Origin of the sequence: Prevotella merdae, assembly GCF_900290275.1 — a bacterium.
Lineage (GTDB): Bacteria > Bacteroidota > Bacteroidia > Bacteroidales > Bacteroidaceae > Prevotella > Prevotella merdae.
In genome coordinates, this window is record NZ_LT985324.1 from 1,021,409 (window position 1) to 1,037,244 (window position 15,836).

A 15,836-nucleotide genomic window follows, 5' to 3' on the forward strand; every position below is an offset into this window, starting at 1 on the left:
ACTGGTTATCTGTACATTCTTGTTTTGGCACACTCTTATTCGAATGTCTTAAACTCAAAGCCCTGGTCCTTGAGCCATTTCAACGAACGTGGAAGTGCCATGCGGAGTTTGCCTATACTCCTTAGCGAATCGTGAAAAGTAATGATTGAACCGTTGCGTGCATACTTGCGCACATTGTCGTAAACCTCGTCGGCGGTGAGCCACTTAGAATAGTCGCGTGTCACAAGATCCCACATCACGATGCGATACTTACGCTTAAGCCAAAGAAACTCTGTATGTGTCATACATCCATGAGGCGGTCGAAACAGGTGCGAGCCTATAAGGTCGCTGGCCCGTTCCACATCATCTATATACGTCTTGGTAAGATGTTTGAATCCGCCAAGGTGGTGATAGGTATGATTACCTACTTGATGACCGGCTGCAACTATCTGCTTATACAGCTCGGGATACTTGCGCACATTGTCGCCCACCATAAAGAACGTGGCACGAACACCAAACTCCGCCAGTGTTTGGAGAATGAAAGGAGTAGACTCGGGTATAGGTCCATCGTCAAATGTAATGTATACCGAGCGCTCTGTATGATCCATTCTCCAGGTTGCGCTTGGAAATAACCATCGCAACCACATAGCGGGTTGTTCAATTATCATCTTTCTTCGAACGGCTGTCCGCCTTTTGCTTGATACATTCTATATATTGCATTGGCCACGCCAGACCATTTTTCAGCCTGCTTTGTATCAGCAAGCTGCATAATGTCTGATATGCTCTGCATGATGTAGAGCTGGCGCATAAGGTCGTTCTGGCAAAGGTCGAAACGCGAGCCAGTAAGCTGAACATAATAGTCGGCATATCCCTTGGCGTTGTCCCAAACCTGCATCAGCACACGCTTAGCATCGGCTTTCTTGCCCAACATAGCATAAGCGCGGGCAATATCGGCAGAGCCAGACATGAATGTATAAGGCACATTATAGTTGGGCAGCACTTTCTCGCACTTGCGCAGAGCATTAAGAGCCTTGTCGTTCTTGCCCTCCTGGATGAGTTGCAAAGCAAGCTGGGCAAAGAGATGACGATGGGTGAAGCACATACGCATAACTGTCTCGTCGAGATATAGACCAGGAGTTTCGAGTCCACCAAACTTATAACGGTTCATTACATTGTTATATGTCTTCTCCGTATCAAAGTTCTTGGCTCCATTCTTGTTGGTTGTGAACGGAGTGATGCGGTAGGCCAGACCCTCCTGAACGAAGTTGTCGCCAAGGTTCATATAGTTTTCAGAACCTACGGTTGTAGCCACATACAGAGGACGAGTCCAATTGCATTGAGCAAGCATCTCGAGCATCATGAGGTCGTTCTTGTAAAGGGCACGCTTGCCAGCGAGCGAGATAATCATATGGTCGGGTATTGTGTCGCTTGCCATAAGCATACCACTCTTCTTAACAGCCTCCTTGTCGATGGTGAGATACAGAGTGTCGGTAGGTATAACATGTGTTTCGTCATCCTTAGAGCGTACCCAATACTTAAGCACATTCTTGAGCTCGAACGGATTGTCGCCAAGCTGAGCCTTAGCTTCAGCAGGATGCTTAGCATAGAAATCGAGTACCTGCTGCTTGAGAGACGGGTCTACCTGGACATAATCGTTAGTACCAGAGCAGAAGTCGAGACGTGGCCATGAGATAGGAACCGAAGGTGAATCGTAGGCAGGACGCTTCATCTGGTCGATGTACCAGTCGGTCTGCAGGTAAGAAAGGTTGCATACACGAGCGTCGGTACGCACACCCTCAGTCTCCTGATTGTACCAGAGCGGGAAGGTATCGTTATCACCATTGGTGAAGATGATAGGATTGCCCTTGTCCTGAAGAGTCATCAGGTAGTTCTGACCAAAGTCGCGGCATGTATAACGTCCACTACGGTCGTGGTCGTCCCATGTCTGCGATGCCATCTGAATAGGTACAAGCAGGCACACAACACCTACAATACCTGCAAGTGCAACCTCGTTGCCCTTGACGCGCTTCTTAAGCATATCGTAGATAGCAAGCACGCCCAAACCGCACCAAATAGCGTATGCGTAGAACGAACCGGCATAAGCGTAGTCGCGCTCACGTGGCTGCTGCGGAGTCTGATTAAGGTATAGCACGATGGCAAGACCCGTCATAAAGAACAGGAAGAATACCACCCAGAACTGGCGTATGCCACGTTGTCCGCGCCAAGCCTGCCAGAAGAGTCCGATGAGACCAAGCAAAAGCGGCAAGCAATAGAACACGTTGTGTCCCTTGTTGTCCTTAAGTTCCTGAGGCATCTTGCTTTGGTCGCCCAGCATCCAGTTGTCGATAAACGAGATACCGGTAATCCAGTTGCCATGCTCAGGCTCGCCATTGCCCTGCATATCGTTTTGGCGTCCGGCGAAGTTCCACATAAAGTAGCGCCAATACATGAAGTTGCATTGGTAAGAAAGGAAGAAACGTATGTTGTCCCACTGTGAAGGCATCTTGACAGTAACCATCTCGCCGCAACGGTCGTAAGGTACCTCGTTGCCCTGAACACCTCCAAGCCAACTCTCATATGCCTGTGCGTGAGCCGAAGAGTGCATACGTGGGAACAGCATATTCTGAGCATATACCAGCTTGTCCTTGTGAGAAACCACGAAGTAAGAATCCTTCTCGTCTTGCGAAGCCTTCTCCTTGCGCTGCCATATAGGAGCACCTTCCTTGCGCTTAGGAATGCACATGTTGCCATCGACATCGAAAGCCACCTGCGATGTGTATGCCTGACCGTAAACCAAAGGCGAGTCGCCATACTGGTCGCGGCTAAGATATGAACCAAGGGTGAAGACGTCCTCGGGCGAATTCTGATCCATAGGCGGGTTGGCTGCCGAACGGATAACGATAACCGCATAGCTTGAATAGCCAATCATAAGCATAAGCATACACAAGAGGGCTGTATTCTTGAAGCGGGCCGAAATGACCGGCACAAGCTGCTTCTCTACCTTGCGGCGATAGCTTAAGCCAAAATAGATAGCCACAAGGATGATGATGCCAATGATAGCAGCACCCCACTCTGTTCCACGGAATGGAATGCCAAGCATACCTACCGAGAGAGTGAACGAGATGTTCTGACGCTTGAAGTTGCGATCGACATACGACTCGTAAATAGCCCATATAACGATGGCTACAAGCAGAATTATATAAATGATCTCGCCTGTATTGAACGGACAACCTAACTGATTGACAAACAGCAGTTCAAACCATCCGGCTACAGTAATGATTCCAGGTACTACACCATAGAGAACGCCTGCAACGATGACAAAAGAGCCAACCAATGCCAAGAGCGAACCCTTAAGCTCGATGTGTGGATAGCGGCGATAGCAATAGACAAGCACTATAGCCGGAATACAAAGCAAGTTGAGAAGGTGAACACCAATAGAAAGACCGGTCATATAGGCAATAAGCACAAGCCAACGGTCGCTGTGAGGCTCGTCGGCATGGTCTTCCCACTTAAGGATAAGCCAGAATACAATGGCTGTGAATGCCGATGAATAGGCATAAACCTCGCCTTCTACAGCCGAGAACCAGAAGGTGTCGGAGAAGGTATAGATAAGTGCGCCTACCAAGCCAGATGCCTGTATAGCAATCATCTTGCCGGTGGTCATCTCGTTCCAATCCTTAACAATGAGCTTGCGTGCGAGGTGCGTTATGCTCCAGAACAAAAACAGAATGGTGGTAGCACTAAGCAACGCACTCATTGTGTTAACCATGCGAGCTACCTGAGACGGATCGCTAGCAAACTGAGAGAATAGATTGGCCGTGAGCATAAAAAATGGCGCTCCAGGCGGATGACCTACTTCCAGCTTATAGCCGGTAGTAATGAATTCAGGACAGTCCCAAAAGCTGGCTGTCGGTTCAATTGTCGAACAATACACGAAGGCTGCAACCAAGAAGGTAAGCCAGCCAAGCACATTGTTCACTAATTTGTACTGTTTCATTTAATTAATTATATAAACTTGTTTTAATTCTGCTACAAGATACATATAGAATGCAAAGTTACAAAAATTTTGTTAGTATGAGCGATTTATGTTAGTAGTTAATAAAAATTAAGCATGATAAAACCTTAGAAATCAAAAAAAGGGAGCCAAACTCCAAATTGAAGTCTGTCTCCCCAACCAGTTATATATACCTTTTAAAGTATCATTTACTTACCGAAGTAACGCTTGTACAAGCCCATGAAGCCAGCGCAGTGGCGAGCCTCGTCCTTAGCCATTTCATGAACGGTATCGTGTGTTGCGTCCATGCCAGCAGCCTTAGCGTTCTTAGCAATGCGGAACTTATCCTCGCAAGCGCCACGCTCGGCAGCGATACGAGCCTCAAGGTTGCTCTTTGTATCCTTTAATACATCGCCAAGGAGCTCAGCAAACTTGCTTGCGTGTTCTGCCTCCTCGAAAGCATAGCGCTTGAAAGCCTCAGCAATTTCTGGATATCCCTCGCGATCGGCCTGACGGCTCATTGCAAGATACATACCAACCTCGCCGCACTCACCATTAAAGTGAGTCTCAAGATCCTTAATCATCTCGGCATTGGCATCTTCCTTACGTGCAGCGCCAAGAGTGTGTACTGTAGCGAATGCAGGACCTTCTGTAGGGTCGTCAAGTTCCTTAAACTTGCTTGCAGGAGCCTTGCAAACCGGGCACTTCTCAGGAGCCTCTGTACCTTCATAAATATAACCACATACTGTGCAAATAAACTTCTTCTTCATAATGCTATTGTTTTTTAAGTTATTGTATAATGTTGTTGTTTGTCAGGAGGTTAGCTAATTTGACTTGAGCATTCCTCCATATTCTGATTATCCTTTTCAAGACACTCTTTGCAAATGCCTTTATAGTAGAGTTGCACGTCGCTAACCTGATGTCCGCCTATCTCCTTGCACGACAACAAAGGAGAAACCTCGTCGAAGATGTCGTATACACGTCGGCAGCGATTGCAATAGAAATGAGCATGAGCGTTGATGTTTCCATCGTAGCACACCCGATGGTCGTCTATAGTAATCATCTGTGCCGCGTTGTTCTCGGAAAACATACGCAACGTATTGTATACCGTAGTTCGACTGAGCGTGGGTATCTTGGAGAAAAGTCCGCGATAAACATCATCCACCGTTGGATGGGTGAAGTGTGTGAGCAGGTAGTGCATTATAGCTATGCGTTGTACCGATGGCTTTATGCCATGCTCAGTAAGTCGTGCTATTGCTTCTTTGTTGTTCATTTCTTGTTTATCTTTATTACATTTACCTGTTTTTCTTATTCACAATGCAAAGATACAAAAGATATTGATACGAGCAAAACAAAATTGGAAATTTTCCAATGTTTTATTTTTTTTAATCAGAAGTTTACTTATTTTAAATCATTAAACGAATATACCGTGTCGAAACTACACTTATACATATAATATATAAAAATTAATTGATTAAGTAAGTGATCTAAATTATTTATATATATCAGTACTAATATGGTTCATTTTCCGTTTTATAGAAAAAGTAGATTATGAAACCAATAAAAGTACTTGAATTATCAGAGGTTGATCGCCTCAAATTAGAGAAAGGCTATCATAATGGCCCTACTCATAGTTTTCGTATCAGATGCAAATCCATATTGCTGAAGTCAGAAGGTAAATCAGCTCCCAAAATAGCAGAAATGCTTGAGGTGACTGTACCTACTGTCTNGTAGGAGGGTATGGCATCCTTGCCATACCCACTAAATTGGCTGTACAATCATGGCAGAGTGGGTATGGCAGGGATGCCATACCCTCCTACTGATTGCCGCTCATATATAAAGATAAAGATAAATATGAACACATACTTATAAAAATAATTAAGAACACCTACTTATGTCAAAAGTAATAAATAATGTATACCTTTGCACTTGAAAGCGACAGAAAGATGAAAAATACAAATATAAAATGTATAAAAGGCGACTTTGAGAGTAAGCTTGCGCTTGCACTCGCCCCAACGATAAAAGCAGGATTTCCAAGTCCGGCAGACGACTATCTGCATGATAGTCTCGACTTCAACCGTGACATGATAAAGAATCCGGAAGCGACATTCTATGGAAGAGTGTCGGGAGACTCGATGATAGATGCAGGAATATGCGACGGCGACATAGCCGTGATAGACCGATCGTTGCAACCAATGGACGGCAACGTGATTGTAGCATTTGTAAATGGAGAGTTCACAATAAAATACCTTGACCTTAAACACAAGGAGGAAGGATATATAGAACTGAAGCCAGCCAACCCCAACTACTCGCCAATACGTATAGACGTGGAAGACAACTTCAGGGTGTGGGGCGTTGTGGTGTGGACCATAAAACAATGGAGACATTGAACAAGAAAAGAAAGACTATGAAATGGTATGCTATATGCGATTGCGACAACTGCTACGTAAGTTGTGAACGTGTTTTCCGTCCAGATTTGGAAATGAAGCCCGTTGTTGTGCTGTCCAACAACGACGGATGCGTAGTGGCAAGAAGCAAGGAGGCAAAGCAATTGGGCATAAAGGCTGGCACACCATACTTTCAGCTAAAGCAACTGTATCCCAATACCAAGATAGAGGCTTTCTCGTCAAACTATGAACTATATGGCGAGATAACAGGACGCGTGATGACCATTATACGCGACATGACACCAAGATGTTTTCGCTACTCAATAGACGAAGCCTTTGCCGTGTTGGATGGTTTCTCTACAGAACAGCTAAGAGATTGGGGCAAGCAACTGCACGACCGCATACAGATGTCGGTAGGCATGCCCATAAGCATAGGTATTGCAAGAACAAAGACATTGGCAAAGATGGCGTCGTATTTTGCAAAGAAATATCCTGGATACAACCACGTATGCATTATCGACTCGGAAGAACAACGATTAAAGGCTGCAAAACTATACCCTATTGGCGAAATATGGGGTATTGGAAGAAGATATCAGGCACGACTTGAGGCTATGGGCATAAGGACGGCACACGACTTTGCAAGCCATTCGGCATCATGGGTAAGGTCCACGTTTAAGACAGTAGTGATAGAACGCACATGGGCAGAACTTAACGGAACCGACTGTATACCCGACGACATACCTAAAAGAAAGAAGAGCATTTGCACAAGCCGAAGCTTTGAGGGTATGGTAAACGACTTTGACACTCTGCGTACACATGTGGCAAACTTTGCTGCGAGATGTGCCGAGAAGCTACGCAAACAACAGTCGGCGGCTAATATAATTGGCGTATTTATCGACTCAAACCACTTCAGGCCAGAGCTTGAGCAATACAGCAATATGACGGAGAAGACATTCGCAACACCTACATCGGCCACAATAGATATTGTAAAGGCAGCCACTGCGTGCCTAAAACGCATATACCGACAAGGAATATACTATAAACGGGCGGGGGTGATAATGATGGAGGTAGTTACAAACACGGCTATACAAACCGATCTGTTCAACTTTGATGTGGATAGACACAGGCATATGACGCAACTCGACAATGCCGTGGACAAAATAAATAAAGTGGACGGAAGCGAGACCGTTATACTATCGGCACAGCAATATCCAAAGGGAAAGAAGTTTGCGGACGCCATAAAGCACGACCACAAGAGTTTAAACCCTACAACAAGGTGGAGCGACATTATTAAACTAAAATAATATGAAACTGAAATCAATAAGCAACAAAATTAAAGGCAACCCTACAATGACAGAGGGAACAGTATATTCGATACTCGTGATATGCGGCATTTCGCATTTTCTTAACGATATGATACAGTCGATAATCCCGTCGATATACCCTATACTGAAAGACAAGTTCGACTTTTCGTTTGCGCAGATTGGTATCATAACACTTGTCTTTCAGATGACATCGTCTATATTGCAGCCATTCACAGGACTATATGCCGACAAGCATCCACGGCCTTATGCCTTGTCGATAGGCATGTGCTTTACCTTGACAGGATTATTGGTGCTTGCATTTGCCGAATATTACTGGGCTATACTTATAGCAGTAAGCGTTGTAGGCTTTGGCTCATCCGTGTTCCATCCTACAGCATCGCGTGTTACGCAGCTTGCATCAGGTGGCAAAAAGAGTTTGGCACAATCTATATTTCAGGTAGGTGGCAACGGAGGCTCGGCTTTGGGTCCTCTGCTTGCAGCTCTTATTGTGCTGCCATACGGTCAGCATTCAATATCATGGTTTGCCATAGCTGCCATGCTTGCAGCATTGATAATGGTAAGACTTGGAGCATGGTACAAAGCAAAACTGCAATATGTCGTTAATCATCCACAAAAGACAGCAGGACTGAACAACAACATCTCAAAGCGAGCCAAATACGGCGCCTTGGCAATACTTATATTACTTGTATTCTCGAAGTATTTCTATACTTCGTGCATCACAAGCTACTTCACCTTCTTCCTTATAGACAAGTTCGGTGTGTCGGTAAAGGCATCACAGTTGTTCCTATTTGTTTTCCTTGCAGCCTTCGCTATAGGAACGGTGGCAGGAGGAATGCTGGGCGACAAGTTCGGAAGAAAATATGTTATATGGTTCTCAATACTGGGAGCAGCACCATTCGCATTAGCAATGCCATATGTAAACCTAACATGGACTATCATCTGCTGTTTTCTATCAGGACTAATCATAGCCTCGGCATTCTCGTCGATAGTGGTTTATGCCACCGACCTTATGCCAGACAAGGTGGGAATGATAGCCGGTATATTCTTCGGACTGATGTTTGGCTTGGGCGGACTTGGCTCGGCTTTCTTCGGATGGCTTGCCGACAAAACAAGCATAGAGTATATATTTCAGGTGAGCTCGTTATTGCCCTTGTTGGGAATAATAGCGGGATTTCTGCCTAATACGCAAAAGACAAAGAACATTGTTGCAAAAGATACGGGCAAAAAAGGTTAATTATGCCTTTACCAGGTGTTAAATCCGATAAATCTTGTTAAACAAATCATATCTTACCTCTCATGTTTATACCTTTGCACGCAAATTTAATAATCTAAAGGATAACATTGTTTAATTAAAAAGAAAATTAAAATGAGAGAAGAGACAGGAAAATCGGTATCCTTCAATCATCATCAAGTAGGCCTCTTGGGACTGCTCGTCACTCTGGGCATCGTGTTTGGCGACATCGGAACATCACCTCTATATGTGATGAAGGCCATACTCCATACAGGCGAAACCATCAACGAGAACACTATCCTTGGGGCATTGTCCTGCATCATCTGGACACTCACCCTACAAACCACCATTAAATATGTATGTGTAGCTCTGCGAGCCGACAACAATGGCGAAGGAGGCATTCTCGCCCTCTACGCTCTGCTGCGCCGACTCAAGAGTAAGTGGATTTACATATTGGCTATTATCGGTGCAAGTACTTTGCTGGCAGACGGAATCATCACCCCTGCCATTACGGTTACTACAGCCATCGAAGGACTCGAGAGCATCAGTCCCAACCTACCTGTCATCCCAATCACGCTTGCCATCATCACCATCATATTCTTCGTACAGCGGTTTGGAACAGAAAGCATAGGCAAGTCGTTTGGAGTGTTCATGCTGCTATGGTTTCTACTGTTAGGCGTGACGGGAGCCTTCAGCATAACATCTTATCCGATGATATTGAAGGCTTTCAACCCCTATTACGCTATTGCTCTGCTGGCACAATCACCTGAATGGTTCTTAATCTTAGGCGCCGTATTTCTTTGTACCACTGGTGCTGAGGCTCTCTACTCAGACTTGGGACATTGTGGCAGGAAGAACATCACCATAAGCTGGGCCTTTGTAAAGACCATGCTCATTCTTAACTATCTGGGACAGGGAGCATGGGTGCTTAACCATGTGGATACGGCATTATCCGTGAATCCGTTCTTTTCCATTATGCCGCAGAGCATGCTGATCTTCGCCATCATCATGGCCACGGGTGCGGCTATCGTTGCAAGTCAGGCACTAATCAGCGGAACCTTCTCCATATTGAGCGAAGCCATGAACCTGCACTTCTGGCCGCGTATGCGAATCAAGCATCCTACCCATGTAAAGGGACAGCTCTATATCCCGATGATCAACTTTGCCATGTACATCGGCGTGGTTCTTATTATCCTTCTCTTTCGCGACTCCTCACACATGGAGGCAGCCTACGGTCTCGCCATCACCATCACCATGCTGATGACCACCCTTCTGCTCGGTTTCTACCTACACAGCAAGGGTGTGGCTCGAGTCTTCACTATGTTGTTTATGGGTGCCTACTGCACCATCGAAGCCATCTTCCTGGCAGCCAACCTGTCAAAGTTTCTCGCTGGAGGATGGTGTACGATGCTCATTGGCGGAATCCTGTTCCTGATGATGTATGTATGGGTTAGAGCCATGAAGATACGCCGACATTATGTCAGCACCAAACCGCTGGATGACTATTATCAGATTATTTCCGACATCAAAGCCGACGAGAGCATTCCCAAGTACGCCTCCAATCTTGTCTATGTAAACCATGCCAACAAGGAAGGTGCCGTAGACGACAAGCTGCTCTATTCCATAATCAACAAGCAGCCTAAGCGTGCCGATCATTACTGGTTTATAAATATGGAGTTTGTTGATACTCCAGACACGCTCGAGTACAGTTGCGAGACTCTGATTCCAAACACCCTCTACAGCATAACGATGCACATAGGTTTCCGCATAGAACCACGTGTGAGTCTATATCTGCGACAAGTGGTGGAAGACCTTGTGGCAAGCAAGAAGGTAGATTTAAGAAGCACCTATCCTTCGCTTCGCAAGAACGGAATACCTGGCGATTTCCGATTCATCATCATTCATCGTGTATATTATCCAGAGAGTTCCGCCAACCGTCAGCAGAACCTGCTGATGACTTTCTACGCTCTTATCAGCAAGATAGGCATCGACGAGCCTAAGGCTTTGGGTCTCGACACTTCTATGGTTGTGGTGGAACGTGTACCTCTCATCATCAACCAACGTAGAGGAAGTATCAGGCGCATCACGCAAATCATGGAAGAATAAAACAAAAAACCGAGTGACATTAGGCGCAGCCTATCTTATATTGCAACGTTTTTTTATGGGAAATGTCAGGCATACAAGCATCTGCGTGCCGACACCTTGAGCGACCGAGCATTGGAGTATGCCCAGAAGCATCTTTGGATAACGTGTTTCCTATATGGTCTGCTCCGCCCTATGGATGGCATAGTGCCCTATCGTATGGAGCATTGCGTCACGCTCGAAACCACAAACGACAAGCCCATCAATCAGTTCTGGAAGGACCGGCTGACAGAGGTGCTCATCAGAAGCGTGCAAGCTGACGACGGCATCCTCCTGCATCTCTCCACCGAGGAATATGAACATCTGTTCGACTGGAAGAGGGTATGCAAGGAAGTGACGGTCGTCCAGCCTCTCTTCTACGTCCGTCAGAAGGACGGCAGACTGAAGATGCAGGCTGTATGGGCAAAGTCGTGCCGTGGAGCAATGTTCCGTTTCATTCTGAACAACCGCATCGTCGCTCCCGAAGAACTCTCAGCTTTCAGCTACGAAGACTTTGAATACGCTCCGCAATTAGGCGATGCAAATTATCCGCATTTCGTAAGAGAATTTATTAAGTAAAAAGATTATGAAACTAAACAAGATACATCATGTAGCCGTGATTTGCTCTGACTATAACCGGTCAAAGCGTTTCTATACAGAAGTGCTGGGCTTGAAGATTGCGAGCGAATATTATCGTGAGGAACGCGATTCTTGGAAGGCAGACTGCTGGATGGGCGACACATACGTCGTGGAGCTATTCTCCTTCCCCAATCCTCCTGAACGTCCTTCCTATCCCGAAGCTGCCGGTCTGCGTCACCTTGCATTCGAGGTGGACAATCTTGCGGCTGCTGTCAGCGAACTCGACAGCAAGGGCGTAAAGCACGAACCAATACGCATGGACGAATATACAGGCAAGCAGTTTGTATTCTTCTGCGACCCGGACGGACTGCCGATAGAACTGTACGAGAAGTAAAAAAAACATCACTTATAGGTATTGCCCGACTCACAAATAAATTGTATATTTGCATCGTAACTAACAGATAACAGATTATGACAGAAATGACAACAACAATAATCATTGGACTTCTTATTCCGTTATTTGGGACGATGCTTGGTTCGGCTTTCGTCTTTTTTATGAAAAACGAAATGTCGGAGCGGTTGCAGAAGTCGTTATTGGGCTTTGCCTCAGGTGTAATGGTAGCAGCTGCCGTATGGTCGTTGCTCATTCCGGCTATGGAGATGGAGGCTGACAGCGGCAAATGGTCGGTATTGCCAGTAGCTGTAGGATTTCTGTTAGGCATAGGCTTCCTACTGCTTATAGACGAACTTACGCCCCACCTCCATATCGGAACCGACAAGCCCGAGGGCATCAAGTCGCATCTCTCTAAAACAGCTATGCTTGCCCTTGCTGTAACCATCCACAACCTACCCGAAGGAATGGCTGTGGGCGTGGTGTTTGCAGGAGCCGAAAACGGTGCTTCACACATATCCTTAGCCGCTGCCATTTCCGTATCATTGGGCATTGCCATTCAAAACATCCCCGAAGGTGCCATCATCTCCATGCCAATGCGAGTAGCAGGCAATAGCCGATGGAAATCCTTCGTGTTAGGCTCGCTTAGCGGAGTGGTAGAGCCTATAGGAGCCATAGCCGTACTGTTGCTTGCCTCAATCATTATACCCGTCCTACCCTACATGCTCGCCTTTGCGGCTGGCGCCATGTTCTACGTAGTGGTTGAAGAACTGATACCAGAAGCCTCCAACGGTAAGCACAGTAATCTCAGCACCATCGGTTTCGCCATAGGTTTCGTACTGATGATGGTGCTTGATGTTGTGATGGGATGAGTGTTGCCAAATCATTCTCAAATATCTTTTCTGTAAACATCTATCTACCATGCCTCCAACTTGTCGGCAATCTCCGGCATCTTGTCCTTGCTGAACACCGGATTTCGACCTTCCTTCTTCTGTTGGCGATAATCCTGCAGCAAGAACACGGCTTGGCGCGAGAGCAATACTATTGCCACAAGATTGCAGAGAGTTAGAAGCGCCATCGTGATGTCGGCAAAGCTCCACGCAAAATCAAGCGACACAACAGCTCCCGTCATCACCATAGCCGCCACGGCAAGGCGGTAGACAAACACACCCAGTTTGGAATCCTTTATGTACCTAACGTTGGTCTCGCCATAATAATAATTGCCGATAATGCTACTGAAAGCAAAGAGCCATATCATCACAGCCACAAATGGATTGCCTATGCTTCCTATTTCGTGGGTCAAGGCGTCCTGAGTAAGCTGAATGCCGTTGGAGGCCGTTACGTCCACCCCACTAACAAGAATAATGAAAGCCGTGCATGAACAAACCACCAAGGTATCGGTAAACACACCCAAGGCTTGAATCAATCCTTGCTTTACGGGATGGCTAACCGTAGCCACAGCAGCCGCATTAGGCGCGCTACCCTCACCAGCCTCGTTGCTAAACAAGCCTCGCTTTATGCCTTGTATCACAGTTATGCCAAGTACTCCGCCTGCTGCCTGGTTGAATCCGAAAGCATTCTCCACAATAGTTATCAGCACCTTAGGCAGACAGGTTATGTTCCATATAACTACGCCTACGGCCACCAGAAGATAGACAACAGCCATTACGGGAACCACCGTGGAAGAAAATTTTGCCACTCTATGTATTCCTCCGAAAATGATGAGCAAGGTGAGCGCCGTAAGCACAATGCCCATAGTGGCTGGCTCTATGCCGAAAGCCTTCTGCCAAGCCAGGCAGATGGTGTTGCTCTGCACAGAATTATAGGCAAAGCCGAACGTGATAATCATCAATACGGCAAATAGGATGCCCATCCATCCCTTGCCAAGTCCATACTTCATGTAATAGGCTGGTCCGCCATAAAAGGAGGTCTTGCCCTTGCGCTTGTACAATTGGGCAAGTGTAGACTCAATAAATGCCGACGACGAACCCAGCAAGGCCAGCATCCACATCCAAAACACGGCTCCTGGTCCGCCTATGCTTATGGCTGTGGCTACGCCTGCAAGATTGCCCGTACCTATTCTGCTTGCCAATGCCACAACGAATGCCTGAAACGAGGAAATGTGCTTCATCTCGCCATCCACCCTTACATCCATCGACAACTCGTCATGTCCTATCTCCTGAGGCTGAACCTTGTCGGGATTAAGCAGCAGCCTTACCATCTCTCTTACGAGACGGAACTGAACAAAACGGGTACGCAAGGTGAAAAACACGGCACAACATATCAAAACGGCGATAATGATGTACGACCAAAGAAAATCGCTAACCTGAACTAAAACATTCTGTACTAAATCTATCATCCTTATCTACTAAAAAATCTGTAAATCTACACTTTCAGACTGCAAAATTACAAATTTCCTGTCAATAAATTGGCAATAATCCACAATAACAAGCTAAATCTGAGGAATATGCTACATGATTATTATAAGAATATAGCGAAAATAAAAAAAGTGCAGACTGCCAGCAAAGGCGTCCACACCATTGTCATTACAAGGCGGTTCTGGCTTAGAACCTGAATCCGAAGAACATTCTTACTCGCCATTTGTTTCGTCTCACCTGCAAATGATCCTCGTCTCCAGCCACAGAATAGTTGTATACAGCCGTGGCTCCGGCAAACTTGTTGCGCCATGAATATACCGTAGCTGCTCGACTTGTAATGATGGCAGAGGGGAAGTGATACTTCATGCTGTTACGGATGGTTGGGCTTTCGGCCTCGCTCTCAACGGTTTCTGCCTTCATCTTGGTGTAGTCGTGCGAATAAACCGTGATTGTGGGCAGGGCCGAGAGGTGAAACAGCAAATGAGAGGACGGAACAAGGTTGTAAGCATAGCCGGCACCAACGGCCAACTCGTTCAGGCGTATGGTCATGCCCTTTACTTTGGTCTTTGAACCGTCAAAGCTGGCGCCTACCATAAAGCTTCCTGCGCTTCGCTTCTGAATGTAACTCTGGCTAAAGGCTGCCGGAAACGAGAACTTGCGATGATTGAAGGCATAGTAGAAGTTAAGGTTGAGCGCTTGCTGCGAGATGTCGCCCTTATGCACGTCAGTCGCGTTGCCGCCCACTTGCTGATGGCCATGGAATGTTTTAGACGAGAGATAAACCACATCAAAGCCATAGCGATTGCTGTAAGAGTTGAGGTTGAACTCATAGTCGCGGTTTTTGCCAGCCAACTTGGCTGGGTTTACGGCCAGTCCAAGCCCCACGCCTCGATAAGCCACAGCCATGGAAAGCGTTCCTCGGCAGTCGGCCATCACCTTGGTTTTTGATTCCAATCCATTCGTCTTGGCTGTAGTCAGCAGGTCGGCACCCGACAGATTGCCTCTCAGTTTAATGGTCCATCGGGCATTAGGACGGGCGATGTAGTTGGTGTCGTACTTCACCTTATTATAATTAGCAGCCAACAGCGAGTCTCCAATAAACAAGTGGCGGTCGTACATTTTTAAGCGCCGTTGAATCTTGGCATAATGCTTCATAAACCGTTGCTTTTTCTTCTCGTTCATCTTGCTTTTGCCCAATTCGGCCATCAGGATAGAGTCGCCCCATTGCAGCATGCATCCATTGTCGGCAGAATGGCGCAATTGTAGTCGCAAACTATCCGCCATTAAAAGGATTTGCTTAAACGTCTTGCGGGGTTTCTTGCTTTGGGCGCTGGCGGGAGCAAGCATTCCAACAGACAATACCAACGCAAGTAATGAAACTTTCAACATCATACAAAAAATCCGTATTCACTATATTTTTACTCAGGTTTCGCAAGCGAAAAAAAGTTAAG

At 46.3% G+C, this 15,836-nt stretch carries 13 protein-coding genes; 7 read left to right on the plus strand and 6 right to left on the minus strand.

Features of this window, described 5'->3' with window-relative positions; all coding sequences use genetic code 11:
- Positions 1 to 35: 35 nt before the first annotated feature.
- The 4 genes from C9991_RS10825 to C9991_RS10840 all read right to left on the minus strand — a co-directional run bounded on the left by C9991_RS10825 (position 36) and on the right by C9991_RS10840 (position 5,246).
- Complete coding sequence (locus C9991_RS10825) at positions 36 to 647, minus strand: polysaccharide deacetylase family protein (protein ID WP_106812521.1); 612 nt, start codon at positions 645 to 647, stop codon at positions 36 to 38.
- A complete protein-coding gene (locus tag C9991_RS10830; RefSeq protein WP_106812522.1) occupies positions 644 to 3,976 on the minus strand; it encodes a glycosyltransferase family 117 protein in 3,333 nt (1,110 codons plus the stop codon). Before C9991_RS10830 ends, C9991_RS10825 begins: the two co-directional genes overlap by 4 nt.
- A gap of 206 nt (positions 3,977 to 4,182) precedes the next feature.
- A complete protein-coding gene (locus tag C9991_RS10835) occupies positions 4,183 to 4,743 on the minus strand; it encodes an NADH peroxidase (RefSeq protein ID WP_106812523.1) in 561 nt (186 codons plus the stop codon).
- Between the two features lie 50 nt (positions 4,744 to 4,793).
- Positions 4,794 to 5,246 carry a Fur family transcriptional regulator gene (locus C9991_RS10840; RefSeq protein WP_106812524.1) on the minus strand — a complete coding sequence of 151 codons (453 nt, stop codon included), beginning with the start codon at positions 5,244 to 5,246 and terminating at the stop codon, positions 4,794 to 4,796.
- Positions 5,247 to 5,919: 673 nt separating this feature from the next.
- Here C9991_RS10840 and C9991_RS10850 point away from each other — a divergent pair.
- The 7 genes from C9991_RS10850 to C9991_RS10880 all read left to right on the plus strand — a co-directional run bounded on the left by C9991_RS10850 (position 5,920) and on the right by C9991_RS10880 (position 12,879).
- Positions 5,920 to 6,363, plus strand: a complete 444-nt coding sequence (locus C9991_RS10850; protein ID WP_106812525.1) for a LexA family protein — start codon at positions 5,920 to 5,922, stop codon at positions 6,361 to 6,363.
- Positions 6,360 to 7,664 (plus strand): Y-family DNA polymerase, encoded by a 1,305-nt coding sequence (locus tag C9991_RS10855; RefSeq protein WP_368356633.1) that lies wholly within the window; start codon positions 6,360 to 6,362, stop codon positions 7,662 to 7,664. Before C9991_RS10850 ends, C9991_RS10855 begins: the two co-directional genes overlap by 4 nt.
- A gap of 1 nt (position 7,665) precedes the next feature.
- Positions 7,666 to 8,919 carry an MFS transporter gene (locus C9991_RS10860; RefSeq protein ID WP_198643791.1) on the plus strand — a complete coding sequence of 418 codons (1,254 nt, stop codon included), beginning with the start codon at positions 7,666 to 7,668 and terminating at the stop codon, positions 8,917 to 8,919.
- Between the two features lie 132 nt (positions 8,920 to 9,051).
- Complete coding sequence (locus C9991_RS10865) at positions 9,052 to 11,022, plus strand: KUP/HAK/KT family potassium transporter (RefSeq protein WP_106812526.1); 1,971 nt, start codon at positions 9,052 to 9,054, stop codon at positions 11,020 to 11,022.
- A 39-nt stretch (positions 11,023 to 11,061) separates the two neighbouring features.
- Positions 11,062 to 11,616 carry a YaaA family protein gene (locus C9991_RS10870; RefSeq protein WP_255414800.1) on the plus strand — a complete coding sequence of 185 codons (555 nt, stop codon included), beginning with the start codon at positions 11,062 to 11,064 and terminating at the stop codon, positions 11,614 to 11,616.
- Positions 11,617 to 11,623: 7 nt separating this feature from the next.
- Positions 11,624 to 12,010: an SMU1112c/YaeR family gloxylase I-like metalloprotein gene (gene gloA2 / locus C9991_RS10875; protein WP_106812527.1), complete on the plus strand. Its 387-nt coding sequence runs from the start codon at positions 11,624 to 11,626 to the stop codon at positions 12,008 to 12,010.
- Between the two features lie 77 nt (positions 12,011 to 12,087).
- Positions 12,088 to 12,879: a ZIP family metal transporter gene (locus tag C9991_RS10880; protein WP_438269200.1), complete on the plus strand. Its 792-nt coding sequence runs from the start codon at positions 12,088 to 12,090 to the stop codon at positions 12,877 to 12,879.
- Positions 12,880 to 12,923: 44 nt separating this feature from the next.
- Here C9991_RS10880 and C9991_RS10885 read toward each other — a convergent pair whose 3' ends face one another.
- Positions 12,924 to 14,366: an alanine/glycine:cation symporter family protein gene (locus tag C9991_RS10885; protein ID WP_106812528.1), complete on the minus strand. Its 1,443-nt coding sequence runs from the start codon at positions 14,364 to 14,366 to the stop codon at positions 12,924 to 12,926.
- A 205-nt stretch (positions 14,367 to 14,571) separates the two neighbouring features.
- Entirely contained in the window at positions 14,572 to 15,777 is a 1,206-nt protein-coding gene (locus tag C9991_RS10890) for a DUF4421 family protein (protein WP_106812529.1), read from the minus strand.
- Positions 15,778 to 15,836 lie beyond the last annotated feature (59 nt).

What these genes read in the sequence shown, in the direction of transcription:
- C9991_RS10825 (WP_106812521.1), bottom strand. Translation starts at nt 647, where the DNA reads ATGATAATTGAACAACCCGCTATGTGGTTGCGATGGTTATTTCCAAGC.
- C9991_RS10830 (WP_106812522.1), bottom strand. Translation starts at nt 3,976, where the DNA reads ATGAAACAGTACAAATTAGTGAACAATGTGCTTGGCTGGCTTACCTTC.
- C9991_RS10835 (WP_106812523.1), bottom strand. Translation starts at nt 4,743, where the DNA reads ATGAAGAAGAAGTTTATTTGCACAGTATGTGGTTATATTTATGAAGGT.
- C9991_RS10840 (WP_106812524.1), bottom strand. Translation starts at nt 5,246, where the DNA reads ATGAACAACAAAGAAGCAATAGCACGACTTACTGAGCATGGCATAAAG.
- C9991_RS10850 (WP_106812525.1), top strand. Translation starts at nt 5,920, where the DNA reads ATGAAAAATACAAATATAAAATGTATAAAAGGCGACTTTGAGAGTAAG.
- C9991_RS10860 (WP_198643791.1), top strand. Translation starts at nt 7,666, where the DNA reads ATGAAACTGAAATCAATAAGCAACAAAATTAAAGGCAACCCTACAATG.
- C9991_RS10865 (WP_106812526.1), top strand. Translation starts at nt 9,052, where the DNA reads ATGAGAGAAGAGACAGGAAAATCGGTATCCTTCAATCATCATCAAGTA.
- gloA2 (WP_106812527.1), top strand. Translation starts at nt 11,624, where the DNA reads ATGAAACTAAACAAGATACATCATGTAGCCGTGATTTGCTCTGACTAT.
- C9991_RS10880 (WP_438269200.1), top strand. Translation starts at nt 12,088, where the DNA reads ATGACAGAAATGACAACAACAATAATCATTGGACTTCTTATTCCGTTA.
- C9991_RS10885 (WP_106812528.1), bottom strand. Translation starts at nt 14,366, where the DNA reads ATGATAGATTTAGTACAGAATGTTTTAGTTCAGGTTAGCGATTTTCTT.
- C9991_RS10890 (WP_106812529.1), bottom strand. Translation starts at nt 15,777, where the DNA reads ATGATGTTGAAAGTTTCATTACTTGCGTTGGTATTGTCTGTTGGAATG.